Here is a 15,981-nt window from a genome sequence, read left to right as displayed (position 1 = left end):
TATCTATTGTTTCTGCGCCTCGCGCTCTGCCTCTGTCAGCAGCACACAGCCATAGCCGTCACGGAATTCCGCCTGCTGCTCGGCCAGCAGCGGGACATAGGCAGTGACACGTTTTACGTCATTGTCGTCGCTGAGCGAGACCACTTCCATACCCGGCTCGAGGTCTTTTTCGCAATCACCCAACTCGCGACCGCCGACATAGCGACAGGAGCAGACAACCCGCGCGGCATAGGCGGAACCAACGTTGGTATAGCTGCGAATGGCGCCGAGGTTCCACAACAGGCCGATAATCGCCACCGCGAGGAGGGCGAGAAATATCCAGAGAATGATGCGGCCCTTGCGCGGGCGCGTGGCGCGCGCCGGGCCATCGGATGGTGTTGCTGCCGACATGAAGCGTTGCGTCCCCTGAAAAATGGCATAATGTGCTGGCGACGGGATGGCCGCCAGATGGTCAGTCCCTGACCTTTGACATCCCTTGGAAGCCTATGAAAGTCACCCTGTCAATGCGTTTCTCTACCCGCATATTGTCGCTCGGCCTGTTGTCCACCGCATTGGCGGGAGGCGCGCTGATGCTGGCCTCTGCCGCGCCCACACCGGTTTCCGCGCCGAGTGCCGAAGCCAGCAACAGTGATGGCCCGATTGCGGTCTATCGCGATGGCGCACAGATCAGTGCCGATGGCCTGCGCCGCGTTGTCGAGCCGATGTTCGAGGCGGAAGACTATCACGAAACCCGCGCCGTGATTGTCATGCAGGATGGTGAGATTATCGCCGAGCGCTATGCCCCTGGTTATGACCGTGAGACGCGCTTTATCAGTTGGTCGATGGCCAAAACGGTGACCTCTGTGCTGATCGGGATATTGGTGTCGGATGGCCGGCTGGCGCTCGATGAACCGGCACCGGTGCCCGAATGGCAACGTCCGGGCGATCCGCGCGGCGCGATCACACTGCGCCAGCTGCTGCACATGTCCTCCGGTCTCGATCATACAGAGGCGGGCGATCCGCCCTATGAATCGGACGAGGTGCGTTCGCTGTTCCTCGATGGCGCGCAGGATGCCGCAGGCTATGCCAAGGCCAAGACGCTCGAGGCGAAGCCGGGCGAACAGTTCGAATACAGCACCAACACCTCGATCATCCTCGCCGACATCATCACCCGCGAGCTGACCGACAGTGATGATCCCGATACCCGGCAAAAGGCGATGTCCGAATTTATCAAGGGCCGACTGACCGAGCCGCTGGGCCTGACCAGCATGTTCCCCGAATATGATGCCTCGGGCACCATGCTGGGCGGCAGCCTGATCCACGCCACGGCGAGGGACTGGGTCAAATTCGGCGAGTTTCTGCGCAACCAGGGTGCGGTCGACGGCAACCAGGTCCTGCCTAAAAGCTGGGTCCGCTTCATGCTGACCTCGTCGGAGCTCGATCCGGCCTATGGCGGCCATATCTGGCTTAACAGGAAGCGGACCGGCGGGCGCAATCCGGTGCTTTTCCCGGATAACGGTCCGGACAATGTCTTCGCCATGCTCGGCCATCTGGGGCAACAGGTGGTGGTCTCGCCCAACAAGCGGGTGACCATGATACGCCTCGGCAAGACCCAGGATGATGTCGGCCAGCCGATCCACGCCAAGATGGGTGAGATACTGGCCGCGCTCTGATCGGTTCTGAGATTAATCTCGCAGGTGGAATTGCCCCTCCACCACGGTAAAGCATTGGCCTGTCAGCACTGCTTCATCGCCATCATGGCGGCATTGGACGATGCCGCCGCGCTGGCTTGCCTGATAGGCGCTGAAGCTGTCGCGGCCCAGGCGTTCGGACCAAAAGGTCGCAAGGGCGCAATGCGCCGAGCCGGTGACGCTGTCCTCGGGCACGCCCCAGGCGGGGACGAAGACGCGGCTGATGACATCGGTGCCGCTTTGCGCATCCCCCGGCGCGGTGACGATGGCCATCACCGGAATATCGATCAGCGCTGCCATGTCGACCGAGACATTGCGCACCGCATCGGCATTGTCCATCAGGATGATCGTGGTCTTTTCCACGCCGCGCACTGCCTTGAAAACCGGGGCATCGCCGGTGCCCAGCGCAGTGCTGAGCTCGGGATGCTCATAGGCTTCGACAAAGGTGGCGGGCAGGGCCATGTCATAGCCTGCCTCGCCGCGTGATACTTTCAATATGCCTGCCTTGCGGGTGCGAAAGGTGACACTGTCGCGCTCTGCATCCTGGCTCAACACATAATGGCCCGAGGCCAGCGTCGCATGGCCGCACAGATCGACCTCGCTGGTGGGGGTAAACCAGCGCAGCTCATAATCCGCCTCGCCTGTAGTGTCGGGCAGGAAATAGGCGGTTTCGGCGAAATTGTTTTCCTCGGCGATGGCGAGCAGAGTCTCATAGGGCAGCCATGTCTCCAGAGGCATCACCGCCGCCTGATTGCCGGTGAACGGGCGGTCGGCAAAGGCGTCGATATGGGCATAGGGCAGGGTCATGCTGGTCATGGGTAGAGCAGTCCTTCGGTCCATTTATCGCTTCCGGCTTCCTTGGCCGGCAGGAAGACGCGGCGATGGTGCAGCCGGTGTTCGCGGTCTTCCCAGAATTCAAAACGCTGCGGGGCGATGCGAAAGCCCGACCAGTGCGGCGGTCGCGGTACATCCTGCCCGTCATAGCGCACGCGATACTCGTCATAGCGCGCCATGAAGCTGTCGCGACGGTCTAGTGGCTGTGATTGCAGCGAGGCCCATGCGCCCAGCTGGGAATCGCGGCTGCGGCTGGCGAAATAGGCGTCGGCGGTGGCATCATCGACCGGGCTGACCTGTCCGGCGATACGGATCTGGCGCCGCAGCGATTTCCAGTGGAACAGCAGTGCCGCCTGCGCATTGGCCTTGAGGTCGCTCGCCTTGTTGCTGCCGAGATTGGTGTAGAAGACAAAACCCTGCCGGTCATGGCCCTTGAGCAACACCATACGTACCGACGGCATCCCGAAACTGTCCGCGGTGGCCAGCGCCATTGCGTTGGAGTCATTGATTTCGGTGCCACGGGCTTCGGCGAACCAGTCGTCGAACAAGGAAAAAGGGTCGGCGGCATTGGTCATGAGGAGGAGTGTTCCTGTGTTTCGCGGACGTGGCCAATAGCGATGGGCGGCCACCTGTCTTGCCAATATAAGACAGTAGGGATATGACCCTGTCATTATCTATTTGTTACCTGGCTGTGAGATAGGGTGATGATAAGGAAAAAGAAAGTATCAGGACTTGAAAATGGCCGGGGTACAAACCAAATTGTGTTGTATATTTGCAACAGTTATTTCTGGCGTCATGCTGGCAGCCAGGATAGGCACGGAGTGAGGCAGACGGACAATGGCGGTGCATGTGATGGCTGATCCCTATAAGATATTGGGTGTCGCGCGCGGCGCGAGCGAGAAAGAGATCAAGAGTGCCTATCGCAAGCTGGCGAAGGAGCTGCACCCGGACCGCAACAAGGACAATCCCAAGGCGGCCGAACGCTTCTCCGAAGTGACTCAGGCCTATGACCTGCTGACTGACAGCGACAAGCGCGCCCGTTTCGACCGGGGCGAGATCGATATTGAGGGCAATCCGACCGCGCCCTTCGGTTTTGGCGGCGGCGGGCCAAGCACCTATCGCACCCGCTCGCAATCCTCGGGCGGCGATTTTGGCGGTTTCGGCAATGATGGCATCGATTTTGCCGATATTTTTGACGGCCTGTTCGGCGGTGGCGGTTCGTCGCGCCCGACCAGCGGCTTTTCCGGTCGCCAGCCGCCGAGCAAGGGCGCCAATGTCGGCTATAATCTGATGGTCGACTTTATCGGCGCTGCCACGCTGGCATCCCAGACGGTGACTTTGTCGGACGGCAAGACGGTATCGATCAAGCTGCCCGTCGGGGTAGAGACCGGCAGCAAGATACGCCTTGGCGGCAAGGGGCAGCCCGGTGCCGCAGGGCCGGGCGATGCGATCGTCACCATCACCATCGGCAAGCACCCGCATTTCCGCCGCGATGGCGATGATGTACTGCTCGACCTTCCGATCAGCCTGACCGAGGCGGTAAAGGGCGGCAAGATCAAAATCCCCACGGTTGATGGCCCGGTGATGATGACGGTGATGCCCGGAAGCACTGGCGGCCAGGTGATGCGCCTCAAGGGCAAGGGCTTTCACCGCAAGTCCGGCGGGCGCGGCGACCAGATGGTGACGTTGCGGATCGCCATTCCCGAAGATGACGCCGCATTAAAGGCCTTTGTCGATGGCTGGGACAGCCGCCACGATCCACGCGCGCATTTCGGCATGTGAATTTCCGGTTTGACCGGCTTTGGCTCCAGACGGTAAATGACCCGGCGCGCATTTGCGCCATGATATGTGCATCATGATAGGGGCAGCGGTGGCGATGGCAGTCAGGATGCGGCATGCGCAATAGAGACAGATTGCTGAGCCGGAGCACCACGTTGCGCGTCATCCGGGATGTGTTCGAGCGCACCTATGAAGACGGCTTTGTCCTGGCGGGGAATTTCGCCTATCTCTCGCTGCTTGCCATTTTCCCATTCTTCATTGTTGCCACCACCATCGCCGGCACCTTCGGACGCACCGAATATGGCTATGATGCGGTCGAGGCCTTTCTCATCGCGCTGCCGCCTTCGGTTGCCCGGGCGCTGTCCGAGCCGGTGCAATCGACACTGACCGCGCGTAGCGGCCCGCTGCTATGGTTTTCGGTGGTGGTCGGGCTGTGGACCACGGCCAGCCTGATCGAGACCATCCGCGATATTATCCGCCGTGCCTATGTCGTAACCGATATGCGGCCCTTCTGGCATTACCGGCTGGGTTCGATCATCGGCATCATCTTGATGGTGCTGGTGACGATGCTGGCGTTCAGCCTCGGCGTTCTGCTCCAGGGGGCGCAGGAATTTGTCGATGCGGTGCTGCCTTTTTCGACCAGTGTGCTGGGCTTTATCGCCTTTGGCCAGCTGGCGACGGGGCTGGTGCTGTTCGGTGCACTTTTCCTGCTGTTCCGGCTGCTGACTCCGCGCAGTTTTCGTCGGGCGCGCGACCGGCTATGGCCGGGGCCGCTGTTCATTACCCTGTGGTGGATGGGCCTGCTGGCGTTGTTGCCGGTGTTTCTCAACAATATCGCAAGCTATGACCTGACCTATGGCAGCCTCGCCGGGGTGATGGTCAGCCTGATCTTCTTCTTCCTGATCGGCCTGTCGATGGTGATCGGGGCCGAACTCAACGCCGCGCTTTCGCGCCAGCGGGCGCCGACGGCGACGGATGAGCCCGTGACAGGCTGAACGCCAGGCGGTATGAAGCGATAAATGGCACGAGATGTGAGAGGGTTATGAGCGCAACAGCAAATGGTTCGGCAGAAAGTGGATCAAAATCGACCGGTTTGATGCAGGGCAAGCGCGGGCTGATCATGGGGCTGGCGAACAACAAGTCACTGGCCTGGGGGATTGCCCGGGCGCTGTCCGATGCCGGGGCGGAACTTGCCTTTTCCTATCAGGGCGAGGCACTGGAAAAGCGGGTGCGACCGCTGGCGGCGGAGCTGGGATCGGATTTTCTCATTCCCTGTGATGTCTCCGACATGGCCAATCTCGATACCGCTTTCGATACGCTGAAACAGCGCTGGGACAGCCTCGATTTTGTCGTCCACGCCATCGGCTTTTCCGACAAGAACGAGCTGCGGGGTCAATATGTCGACACCAGTCTCGACAATTTCCTGATGACGATGAACATCTCGGCCTATTCACTGGTCGCGGTCACCCAGCGTGCGGCGAAGATGATGCCCGCAGGCGGCAGCATCGTGACACTGACCTATTATGGCGCCGAGAAGGTGATCCCGCATTATAATGTCATGGGCGTCGCCAAGGCGGCGCTGGAGACCAGCGTGCAATATCTCGCCAATGACCTCGGTCCGAAGAATATCCGCGTCAACGCCATCAGTGCAGGACCGATCAAGACGCTCGCCGCCAGCGGCATTGGCGACTTCCGCTACATCCTCAAATGGAACGAACTCAACTCGCCGCTGCGCCGCAATGTCACCATAGAGGATGTCGGCGGTGCCGGGCTGTATCTCTGCTCCGACATGTCCTCCGGTGTGACTGGCGAAAACCTGCATGTCGATGCCGGCTATCATGTCGTCGGCATGAAGCAGGAAGATGCGCCAGACATTGCGCTCGACAAGTAATTGCCAAGACCTGCCAACCGGCCTTATGCTGCGGGAATCATGGGGGTTGCATGAGCTTCAACACATTTGGCCGGATATTGCGTTTTTCGACCTGGGGTGAAAGCCATGGTCCGGCGCTGGGTGCCATTATCGATGGCTGCCCGCCGGGGCTGACGCTTACCGAGGACGATATCCAGCCGTTCATGGATGCGCGCAAGCCCGGCACATCGCGCTTCACTACCCAGCGGCGCGAGGCGGATGCAGTGCGCATCCTTTCGGGCGTGTTCGAGGGAAAGACCACCGGCACGCCGATCAGCCTGATGATCGAAAACACCGACCAGAGGTCGAAAGACTATAGCGAGATCGCCCAGAAATACCGGCCGGGTCATGCTGACTACAGCTATGACGCCAAATATGGTTTTCGCGATTATCGCGGCGGCGGGCGTTCGAGTGCGCGTGAAACAGCAGCCCGTGTCGCTGCCGGAGCGGTGGCGCGCAAGATCATCCCCGAGGTCAGCCTTGCCGCCTTTGTCTGTGAGCTGGGGGGCGATGCCATTGATCGCGACAATTTCGATGTGGCACAGATCGCCCGGAACCCGTTTTTCTGCCCCGATGCTTCAGCGGTGCAGCGCTGGGCCGAAAAGGTCGATAGCGCGCGCAAGGCAGGCAGCTCGCTCGGTGCGGTGGTCGAATGCGTCGCCACTGGTGTGCCTGCGGGGTGGGGCGCGCCGGTCTATGCCAAGATGGACAGCGAACTGGCAGCGGCCATGATGAGCATCAACGCCACCAAGGGCGTCGAAATCGGTGATGGCTTTGCCGCAGCGCGGCTGTCGGGCGAGGAGAATGCGGATCCGATGCGGCCGGGTGAAAATGGCCAGCCACTATTCACCGCCAATCATGCCGGTGGTACTGCCGGTGGCATCACCACCGGCCAGCCGCTGGTGTGCCGCGTCGCGTTCAAGCCGACCAGTTCCATCCTGACCCCGGTCGATACCGTCACCCGCGATGGCCAGGCGACCCAGATCGTCACCAGGGGCCGCCATGATCCGTGCGTCGGAATTCGCGGCACCCCGGTGGTCGAAGCGATGATGGCGCTTGTGCTGGCTGACCAGAAGCTGCTGCATCGCGGTCAGTGCGGCCAAAACGGCCAAAACGGATAGGCGCGCCATGATCCTCGAAGCCATACGCGCCATCATCGATCAATGGTCGGCCCAGATCGGCCTTGTCATCCTGGCGCTGATGTTTATCGGCTTCGTGCTCGAACGCTTCCCGGCGGCGGTCGTAGCCATATTGGGCGCCTGTTCCTTCCTGTTTCTCGGTATCATCGACAGCGACGGGCTATTCTCGGTATTCTCCAACACCGCCCCGATTACCATCGGCGCGATGTTCATTCTCTCCGGTGCACTGCTCCGGACCGGCACCATCGATGCGGTGGCTGACATGATCATCCAGCGGGCGCGCAAGCACCCCAAGCTGGCGGTAGGCGAGATGTTCCTTGGTGCCTTTGTCGCCTCGGCCTTTATGAACAACACGCCGGTGGTGCTGGTGATGATCCCGATCATCATGAAGTTGGGGCAGGAAACCGGCTATTCGCCCAAGAAGCTGCTGATCCCGCTGTCATTCATCTGCATATTGGGCGGCACTACGACGCTGATCGGCACCTCGACCAACCTGATCGTCGACGCGGTGGCGCGCGACGCCGGACTGGAGCCTTTCGGTATCTTCGAAATCACGCCCTTCGGCCTGATCGCCGCAATTGTCGGCGTCATCGTGTTGCTGCTGTTCAGTAGCTGGCTGCTGCCGGGCGGAGATGCCGATCTTGCCCCCAGCGACGAATCGCAATTCTTCACCGAGTTGACGGTGCGCAACCGCAGCGAGGCCATTGACAAGCGGTTCGGACAATTGCCGATAGCCAAGCGCGCGCGGATCACCGCGACCGCAATCAAGCGTGACGGGGTTACCATCCGCCACAAGCTTGAGGACGAGATGCTCGGTGCCGGCGACCGTATCGTCGTCCGACTCGATCTGGAGGAGCTGCTGTCACTGCGCGAGTCTGACGATTACAAGGTCGGCATTGTGCGCAAGGGTGATGTCGGGCCGATGGGCGAGACACTGGTCGAGGCGACGGTGGCGCCGGGGCACCCGGCCATTGGCAACCGGCTTTACGACATTCCGTTTCTCAGCCAGCTCAATGTGCGGATATTGGGGTTGAGCCGCTATCGCGCGCTGCCGCGTTCGGACCTGCCCAATACCCGCATCCATGCTGCGGACCGGCTGCTGGTCACCGGGTCGAAAGAAGATATCAAGCGGATGTACGAAAACCCCAATCTGTTCGGCATTGTCCAGACCACGACCCGTGCGTTTCGCCGTGACCGCGCGCCGATAGCCATCACCGCGCTGGTTCTGGTGGTGCTGCTGGCGGCGCTCAATGTGCTGACCATAGCGGTGGCCGCGATACTCGGTGTCGGCGCGATATTGCTGGCGCGCTGCATCGATGCCGAAGAGGCCTGGAGCTCGATTGACGGCAATGTGCTGGTGCTGATCTTCGCCATGCTGGGCGTTGGGGTCGGGCTGGAACGTGCCGGCAGTGTCGCGCTGCTGGTCGAGGTACTGACCCCGTTCCTCCATGATGTGCCACCGGTGGCGATCATCTTTGCGGTCTATCTGTTTTCGGTGGTAATGACCGAGATCATCACCAACAATGCGGTGGCGATTATTGTCACCCCGATTGTGATCAGCCTGGCAGGACAGCTGGGGATCGATCCGCGACCGCTGGTGATCGCGGTCATGTTCGCCGCATCGGCGAGCTTCGCCACCCCGATTGGCTATCAGACCAATACGCTGGTCTATGCCGCCGGCAACTACCGCTTCACCGACTTTTTCACCGCTGGCATTCCGCTCACCTTTGGCGTCGGCATATCGACCTGCTTTGCGATATCCTTCTTCATGATGTGAGCCGCGCCGCCGTTGCAATTGTGTAACAGCCCTTGCTGCGCTGCACGATCCGGCTACAAAGCGGTTTTGCTGCAATAAATATAGGGGATTTCATGCTGCGTTTCTGGTTCGCCATTCCTTTGTGGCAGCGGGTCATCGCTGCACTGATACTAGGCGTCGGGGCAGGTGTTTTCTGGGGCCCCGATGCGGTTGCGGTGAAATGGATCGGCGATTTCTTCATCAAGTCGATCAAGATGCTGGTGGTGCCGCTGATCTTCTTCTCGCTGGTCTCCGGTGTCGCTGCAATCGGCGATCTGCGCAAGCTGGGCAGCGTCGGTGGACGGGCACTGCTGCTGTTCGTGGTCACCGGTCAGATTGCAGTATGGCTCGGCCTCGCGCTCGGCACTTTCATCAAGCCCGGCATCGGCCTCGACACCAGCGGCATCCCCAAAGGTGAGACACCCGAGGCCAAGGAAACCAGCGCTACCGACATGATCCTCTCCATCGTACCCGAAAGCCCGGTACAGGTGATGGCCGATGTCAATGTGCTGCCGCTGATCGTTTTCGCGCTTCTGGTCGGCATCGGTATATTGATGGCCAAAGAAGAGGGCGAACCGGTGCAGCGCATCTTCGACAGCGGCGCGGTGATCATGCAGAAAGTGACCATCGTGGTGATGGAACTGACGCCATTCGGCGTTTTCGCGCTGATGGCCTGGGTTGCCGGGACGCTCGGCACCGATGCGCTGCTGGCGCTGGCCAAGCTGGTCGGGCTCAACTATCTCGGCTGCCTGATCATCATATTCGGCATGTATTCGCTGATGATCAAGCTGCTCGCCAAACTGCCGGTGGTGGATTTTTTCCGCGGCATCGTCGATGCCATTGCCGTCAGCTATTCGACCGCATCGTCCAACGCCACGTTGCCGGTAACGCTGCGCTGTACCCAGCGCAATCTGGGCGTCTCGACCAGCGTGTCGAGCTTTGTCGTGTCGCTGGGCGCGACGGTCAACATGAATGGCACCGCCATGTATCTCGGCCTCGCTACTTTGTTCGGGGCACAGGTTTTCGGTGTCGATCTGAGCTGGGGTGACTATTTCCTGATATCGATACTGGGCACACTCGGTGCAGTCGGCGCAGCGGGCATTCCCGGGGCCGGGCTGATCATGATGTCGCTGGTCTTTGGCGCGGTCAATGTGCCGTTGGAAACTATCGGTCTCGTCGCCGGTGTCGACCGGATCATGGACATGATGCGCACCACCACCAATGTCTCGGGCGATGCCGCAGTGGCGACCACGGTGGCGGCGATGACCGGCGAGATCGACACCGAAGAAATGATCAGCGCCGATGACGTTTGAGTCGGTCGCGCCGGTGCCGCTATAATCGCTGCATCATGCTCGATATCACGCTTCCCGATTCGCTGTCACAGGCCCGCCCCGGTGAATGGCGGCGGCTAGCCGATATCACCGCTGACGCCTTTGCCGAGGACCCGGTCAGCCGCTGGATTTTCGGCAATCCGCGCGCCATTCGCTCGGCGTTCCGGGTGCTGGCGCGGCATGTCTATGCGCCCGGTGGCATCTGCCATCTTGCCGGAGAAGACGGTGCTACGATGTGGATGGACTGTCGCGCCGGGCCGCCGGGCGGTGGACCCTTTTGGGTAATGCTGCTGCTCGCTGCCGGCCAGTTGCGCCATGGCAGCAAGGGGGCACTTCGCCGCGCCATGGCGGCCGGTGAGATCATGGACCGGCATCACCCGCATGAGCCGCATCTTTATCTGTTCACCATCGCCGCCCGAAAGGCGGCGCGGGGCAAGGGACTGGGCAAAGCACTGCTGGCCCCGGTGCTGGCGGCGTGTGACCGTGAAGGCATGGCCTGCTATCTGGAAAACTCCAACCCGGCCAATCACGGCTTTTACGCCGCCCATGGTTTTGAGCGGCGCGAGATTTTTGCCTGTGGCGAGGGCGGTCCGCCATTGGAAGCGATGTGGCGCGCGCCGCGACAGCCAGTGTGAAATTACGGGCGTATCTCAACATCCGTACCCATTGGCACCAGCTGCCACAGTTCATCCATTTCGCTATTGCTCACCGCAACACAGCCATCGGTCCAGTCATATGGCAGGGCCGGGCCTTTCCAGCCGTTCATCTGGCCATGGATAAAGATGTTGCCGCCCGGTGATTTTCCGTGTTCTTCGGCATAGGCGCGGTCTTTGGCATTGGGATAGGAAATGCCGAGCGAAAGGTGGGCAATGCTGTCCGGGTTGCGCCGGTCGATGGTGTAGCGACCCTCGGGGGTGCGTTCATCGCCTTCAAAGCGTTTATGCCCTTTTGGCGATGCGCCGAAACGGATATTGCCATAGCGCGCGATCACAACACCGTCGCTGTACAGCAAAAGCGTGCGTTCGCTTTTGTCGATCAGAATTCTATCCGCCTGCAACCCCTGTGCAATCGCGGCAGCACCGCCGAATGAATCTGCGGGTTCGGATGCCGTTTCGCATCCCGCCATGAGCAGGGCGGCCGCCAGCACCCATAGCCGCATAGCCGCGGCTATTTCTCTACCGCACTGAAACCGGCGACAAAGCATTGGTCGTCAAGCACCGATGAGGTGCCGAGCGAGCGCAGCACCGCGATGCGGTCATTGCGGCACAGCTGGCTGCCGACCGAACGATAGGAGAGCAGGCTGCGCCGGGTCAGCGAACCGCATTCCTGCTGGAAATGCACCTTGACGAAACTGTTGGCCTTGATGCGAAACTCCAGCTGCCCCGGTTCGGGCACACGGTGATCGCGGATCTGTCGCACCCACAGACACAGCATATCGGGATCGGGCGCATCTGCCGTTTCTGCCGGGCTATCCGTCTCGTCATCCTCGCCCGAATCCTGGTCCATGGGCGCGGCCAGTGCGAGACCGGCGGCACCGAACATCGAGATTGCGACAACAGCAAAAGTCAGCGGGTGTTTCATCCTTCATCCTCTGGTTCGAGATCTTCGGCAAAGCTGAAGCCGCTGATCTGGCAAAGATCGGTCGAGAAGAAGCGGGTGCCGACGCCGACAACATTGCCGACACACAGGCGCCGCGGTCCGATGCCATAGGCAACTATGCTGCGCTTGGTCAGGCCTTCGCAATGTCTGGTGAAATGGGTGCGCACCGGCTGGTTGCGCTTGTAGATGAAGTCGAGTTGGCCATCATCGGTGACTTCGTGACGACGGATATGGCGCAGCCACAGACAGCCCCGGGCAATATCCCTCGCGCCCCAGCGTGTATCACCGGTAACGACGATGCCATCGCTGTGCGTGTTGTCCGCATTCGTCTCTGTCGACGCGGCCTCACCCTGTATGGCGATAGCGTCGCCATTTTCGGGCATGGCCTGGGCAATGGTGCCGATGCCGCCAAATACCAGCACCGCAGCGGAGATGATTTGTCTAGCTGTCTTCATCCTTCTCCTCTTCTATCGGTTCGATCTGCTGAAAGTCGTTCAGCCCGCAACTGCCGCGCGGCTGGATGCCGGGGCCGAAATTGGCGATGACGGTGATGATATCGGCGCGGCACAGCTGGGTCAGCGAAGTGCTGTAGGTAAACGCCTTTTCATATTCCAGACCGCCACAGCGCGCGCTCAGCGTGTTGCGATAGGTCTTGCCGCCATTGAGCACGAAATCGATGGTATAGTCATCATGCACCACGGTGCGCTTGATGCGCTGGATCGGGATGCAGGTGCGCGGGTTGCCGATCGGTGTGGCCGCGGGTGCCTTGCTCTGTGCCCGGGCGCTGTTGCTGTCGCCGCCATTGGCGCAGCCGGTCAGAGCCATGGATGCGGTTGCTGCCAGCAACATTGCCGGAAATGCATGCGAACGAGATACCATATTCCGTCTCCCGGTTGATTGTCCTTATAGCAGATAAGCGTGAATGATGCAGTCTTTAGGAGTCGTGCTGAACCATAGATGAAATCTATGTCATGATGGCTGGACTGCTTGTCGGTCCAGCGGGCGTTTCAAGCCGCTTTGGGGTCGGGTGTCTTCTTTTTGAAGCGGCACAAATCATCGACCGGGCAGCGCCAGCATTCGGGCGTCCGCGCCTTGCAGATATAGCGGCCATGCAGGATCAGCCAGTGATGCGCGCCGACGCGGAAGGGCTTGGGCGTGCCCTTGTCGAGCTTCTTCTCGACCGCCAGCACCGTCTTGCCCGGCGCCAGCCCGGTGCGATTGCCGACGCGAAAAATATGGGTGTCGACGGCGAAGGTCTCGGCACCAAAGGCACAGTTCATCACCACATTGGCGGTCTTGCGCCCGACGCCCGGCAGTGCCACCAGCGCCTCGCGATCATCGGGCACCTGGCCGCCATGATCGCGGATCAGCGCCTCGGACAGCGCGATGACGTTCTTTGCCTTGTTGTTATACAGGCCAATGGTCTTGATATGCTGTTTCAGCCCGTCCAGCCCCAGCGCCACCATCTGCTCGGGCGTCGTCACCTGCTCGAACAGCGCTTTCGTCGCCTTGTTGACCCCGACATCGGTCGACTGCGCCGACAGCGTCACCGCCACCAGCAGCTGATAATCATTGCCAAAATTAAGTTCGGTCTCGGGCTCGGGATTACCCTCGGCAAGGCGCCGGTAAAACTCGAAGATATCGGATTTTTTCATACTATCGACTTTTGCAGCGATACGGTATTTAGGCAATTCTCTTTTTGCGCGGGGCAAATTTCATGCGTTTTGCTTATGGCCTGGTGATGGCGATACTGGCAGTCGTGCTTGTCATGGCGGTGCCTGCCGCTGCGCAGCCGCAGAATGAGCAGACCGCAAACAGCGAACAGCAGATCACGGAGTTGCAGGAAAAGCTCCGCGAGTCCGAGGAAAAGCGTCGCGAGCAGCAACTCAAGGCGGCGATAGAAACCGCGAAGGGGGAACTCAAAGAAGCCGCCAACAGCCGGTTGGAAAAATGGATTGGCCTCTACGGGTTGGTGATTGCCGTGATCGCTATCGTCGCAGGATTCTTTACATACAAGGCAGCAGATAGGTCCGCTGAGCAGGCGCAAATTGCTGCCGAGACTGCAGGTGAGGAGGCCGCCAAGGCTGCACGATTGCAGGTTCTGGAGTTTGGTGAAAAAGCGCGCAAACTGCTTGGTGAGATTGAAGATACGCATCAGCAAGTTATTCAGTTGAGTGCTGAGCTTCAGGCAAAAATTGATGCGCCGCCCGGCACCGGTGCTGATGAAGAGGACAGCGAGGAAGAAAAACAGGAACTGACAGACGCGATTACGTTGTTGAAGGATAAGCCCGAAGCACAATGGTCCGCTGATGATTTCCGGCTCATGCTATATGATCTGGCGGAAAAGAACGGCGATTGGAACGAATATTTGCGGCTCGCGCAGGGTATGGCCTTCCTGCACCATAAAAATCTGGATGATCGAACTTCCGCTCTTTTTGCCAAAGCTTATGCTAGCAGCAAGCTTGAAAACCACGACCAGGCTGCCGCCTATTATCAGCAGTTTCTCGAACAATGTCCTAATGCATCGACCGCTTATCGATCAGCAGCGCTGAACAACTGGGGGTACGCGCTTACTGCCCAAGCACGGATCAAGGACCGCGGTGAAGCTGACCGCCTTCTGGATGAAGCCTGTAAGAAATATGTCACTGCACTGGAGATTACACCCGACAATAGTGAAGCGTTAAATAACTGGGGTAACACGCTTTCTGAGCAGGCAAAGAGGGCCAAAGCGGGTAATGAAGCTGATCGCCTCTGGACTGATGCCTATGGGAAATATGCTGCTGCGTTAAAGATCAAACCGAATAAGCATGAAACGCTGTTCAATTGGGGCACCGCGCTTGATGCACAGGCGCGGGCTAAGGACGATGAAGCTGATAGTCTCTGGGCCGAAGCCTATGCCAAATATGCCACTTCCCTTGAGATCAAACCGGACCTTCACGAGGCACTAAATAACTGGGGCCTTGCGCTTGCTGCTAAAGCAAGGACCAAGGAGGGTGAAGAGGCTGATCATCTGTGGGAAGAAGCGCGTACAAAATATGCTAATGCTCTAGAGATCAAGCCGGACCTTCACAAAGCACTGAATAACTGGGGCCTTGCATTTGCTACCCAGGCGCCTGTGAAGAATGCTGATGAAGCAGATCGCTTTTGGGACGAGGCGTATAAAAAATATACTGCTGCATTGCAGATCGAACCAGATAAGCATGAGGCGTGGCTTAACTGGGCTCTTGCCCTTTCTGCCCAAGCGCGTGTGAAGGACGGTGACGAGGCGGAAAGTCTTCGTGTCGAAGCCTGTGAGAGATATGCCACCGCGCTGAAGATCAAGCCGGACAAGCCCGAAGTGCTATTCAACTGGGGATCTACGCTCGCTGCTCAGGCTCAGGTCAAAGAGGGTGAAGAAGCGGATCGTCTCTGGGAGGAAGCCTGTGCAAAATATGCTGCTGTGCTGAAGATCAAGCCAGATCTTCATGAAGCTCTTAACAATTGGGGTGCTTCCCTTGCTGCGCACGCTAGGCTTAAGGAGGGTGACGAGGCAGATCGTCTCTGGACCGAGGCTTATGCGAAATATGCCACCGCGCTGAAGATCAAGCCGGACAAGTACGAGGCGCTGAACAACTGGAGCAATGCTCTCATCTACCAGGCGCACCAAAAAAAAGGTGATGACCGCGCTGATTTGTTGGTCGAAGCGAGAAATCTATGTTTGCAAGCGAATGACATCGTGCAAGGAGTTGGGAGTTACAATCTTGCCTGTATTGCCGGGATGCAAAAAGACGCCCGTGAGGCGGCCAAGTGGCTGCGCCATAGCAAGGAAAATGGTGTTAATTTTCCCGGTTGCGCACATATCGCTGCAGACAAAGATTTCGACACCATCCGCGACGATCCGGAATTTCAGAAAGCGCTTGTCGATATTGGCTGTGCCTAGGCTGCT

General features: G+C 59.5%; 17 protein-coding genes. 9 read left to right on the top strand and 8 right to left on the bottom strand.

Annotated elements, in window-relative coordinates:
- Positions 1-3: 3 nt before the first annotated feature.
- The gene (locus AAFX04_11590; GenBank protein ID MEO1046073.1) at positions 4-390 is read right to left on the bottom strand and encodes a hypothetical protein; all 387 of its coding nucleotides are present in this window, start codon (positions 388-390) and stop codon (positions 4-6) included.
- A gap of 95 nt (positions 391-485) precedes the next feature.
- On the opposite strand from AAFX04_11590, the gene AAFX04_11585 reads away from it, so the two are divergent.
- On the top strand, positions 486-1,652 hold the full coding sequence (locus AAFX04_11585; GenBank protein ID MEO1046072.1) for a serine hydrolase: 1,167 nt from the start codon (positions 486-488) through the stop codon (positions 1,650-1,652).
- A gap of 12 nt (positions 1,653-1,664) precedes the next feature.
- Here the strand turns inward: AAFX04_11585 and AAFX04_11580 are convergent, their stop codons facing one another.
- Positions 1,665-2,477 (bottom strand): PhzF family phenazine biosynthesis protein, encoded by an 813-nt coding sequence (locus tag AAFX04_11580; GenBank protein ID MEO1046071.1) that lies wholly within the window; start codon positions 2,475-2,477, stop codon positions 1,665-1,667.
- Between the two features lie 5 nt (positions 2,478-2,482).
- Positions 2,483-3,079 (bottom strand): pyridoxamine 5'-phosphate oxidase, encoded by a 597-nt coding sequence (gene pdxH, locus AAFX04_11575; protein ID MEO1046070.1) that lies wholly within the window; start codon positions 3,077-3,079, stop codon positions 2,483-2,485.
- A gap of 277 nt (positions 3,080-3,356) precedes the next feature.
- Here pdxH and AAFX04_11570 point away from each other — a divergent pair, with 277 nt between their 5' ends.
- The 7 genes from AAFX04_11570 to AAFX04_11540 all read left to right on the top strand — a co-directional run bounded on the left by AAFX04_11570 (position 3,357) and on the right by AAFX04_11540 (position 11,092).
- Complete coding sequence (locus tag AAFX04_11570; GenBank protein ID MEO1046069.1) at positions 3,357-4,286, top strand: DnaJ C-terminal domain-containing protein; 930 nt, start codon at positions 3,357-3,359, stop codon at positions 4,284-4,286.
- Positions 4,287-4,399: 113 nt separating this feature from the next.
- Complete coding sequence (locus tag AAFX04_11565) at positions 4,400-5,278, top strand: YihY/virulence factor BrkB family protein (GenBank protein MEO1046068.1); 879 nt, start codon at positions 4,400-4,402, stop codon at positions 5,276-5,278.
- A 47-nt stretch (positions 5,279-5,325) separates the two neighbouring features.
- Positions 5,326-6,174, top strand: coding sequence for an enoyl-ACP reductase FabI (gene fabI, locus AAFX04_11560; protein MEO1046067.1), 849 nt, complete (start codon positions 5,326-5,328; stop codon positions 6,172-6,174).
- A 50-nt stretch (positions 6,175-6,224) separates the two neighbouring features.
- Complete coding sequence (gene aroC, locus AAFX04_11555) at positions 6,225-7,313, top strand: chorismate synthase (protein ID MEO1046066.1); 1,089 nt, start codon at positions 6,225-6,227, stop codon at positions 7,311-7,313.
- Between the two features lie 7 nt (positions 7,314-7,320).
- Entirely contained in the window at positions 7,321-9,108 is a 1,788-nt protein-coding gene (locus tag AAFX04_11550; protein MEO1046065.1) for an SLC13 family permease, read from the top strand.
- 92 nt (positions 9,109-9,200) lie between these two features.
- Positions 9,201-10,439, top strand: coding sequence for a dicarboxylate/amino acid:cation symporter (locus AAFX04_11545; GenBank protein MEO1046064.1), 1,239 nt, complete (start codon positions 9,201-9,203; stop codon positions 10,437-10,439).
- Positions 10,440-10,474: 35 nt separating this feature from the next.
- Entirely contained in the window at positions 10,475-11,092 is a 618-nt protein-coding gene (locus AAFX04_11540; GenBank protein ID MEO1046063.1) for a GNAT family N-acetyltransferase, read from the top strand.
- Positions 11,093-11,094: 2 nt separating this feature from the next.
- Here AAFX04_11540 and AAFX04_11535 read toward each other — a convergent pair whose 3' ends face one another.
- The 5 genes from AAFX04_11535 to nth form a co-directional block, all read right to left on the bottom strand.
- Positions 11,095-11,616 carry a L,D-transpeptidase family protein gene (locus AAFX04_11535; GenBank protein ID MEO1046062.1) on the bottom strand — a complete coding sequence of 174 codons (522 nt, stop codon included), beginning with the start codon at positions 11,614-11,616 and terminating at the stop codon, positions 11,095-11,097.
- Positions 11,617-11,624: 8 nt separating this feature from the next.
- The gene (locus AAFX04_11530; protein ID MEO1046061.1) at positions 11,625-12,038 is read right to left on the bottom strand and encodes a hypothetical protein; all 414 of its coding nucleotides are present in this window, start codon (positions 12,036-12,038) and stop codon (positions 11,625-11,627) included.
- Positions 12,035-12,511 carry a hypothetical protein gene (locus tag AAFX04_11525; protein MEO1046060.1) on the bottom strand — a complete coding sequence of 159 codons (477 nt, stop codon included), beginning with the start codon at positions 12,509-12,511 and terminating at the stop codon, positions 12,035-12,037. Before AAFX04_11525 ends, AAFX04_11530 begins: the two co-directional genes overlap by 4 nt.
- A complete protein-coding gene (locus tag AAFX04_11520) occupies positions 12,498-12,881 on the bottom strand; it encodes a hypothetical protein (GenBank protein ID MEO1046059.1) in 384 nt (127 codons plus the stop codon). The genes AAFX04_11525 and AAFX04_11520 overlap by 14 nt, the downstream gene beginning before the upstream one ends.
- A 182-nt stretch (positions 12,882-13,063) precedes the next feature.
- Positions 13,064-13,711 carry an endonuclease III gene (nth, locus tag AAFX04_11515; protein MEO1046058.1) on the bottom strand — a complete coding sequence of 216 codons (648 nt, stop codon included), beginning with the start codon at positions 13,709-13,711 and terminating at the stop codon, positions 13,064-13,066.
- A gap of 62 nt (positions 13,712-13,773) precedes the next feature.
- Here nth and AAFX04_11510 point away from each other — a divergent pair, with 62 nt between their 5' ends.
- Entirely contained in the window at positions 13,774-15,975 is a 2,202-nt protein-coding gene (locus tag AAFX04_11510; protein ID MEO1046057.1) for a hypothetical protein, read from the top strand.
- Positions 15,976-15,981: the final 6 nt, after the last annotated feature.

The organism is Pseudomonadota bacterium (assembly GCA_039818985.1).
GTDB lineage: Bacteria > Pseudomonadota > Alphaproteobacteria > Sphingomonadales > Sphingomonadaceae > Alterisphingorhabdus.
This window is presented reverse-complemented; position numbering and strand designations above follow the sequence as displayed.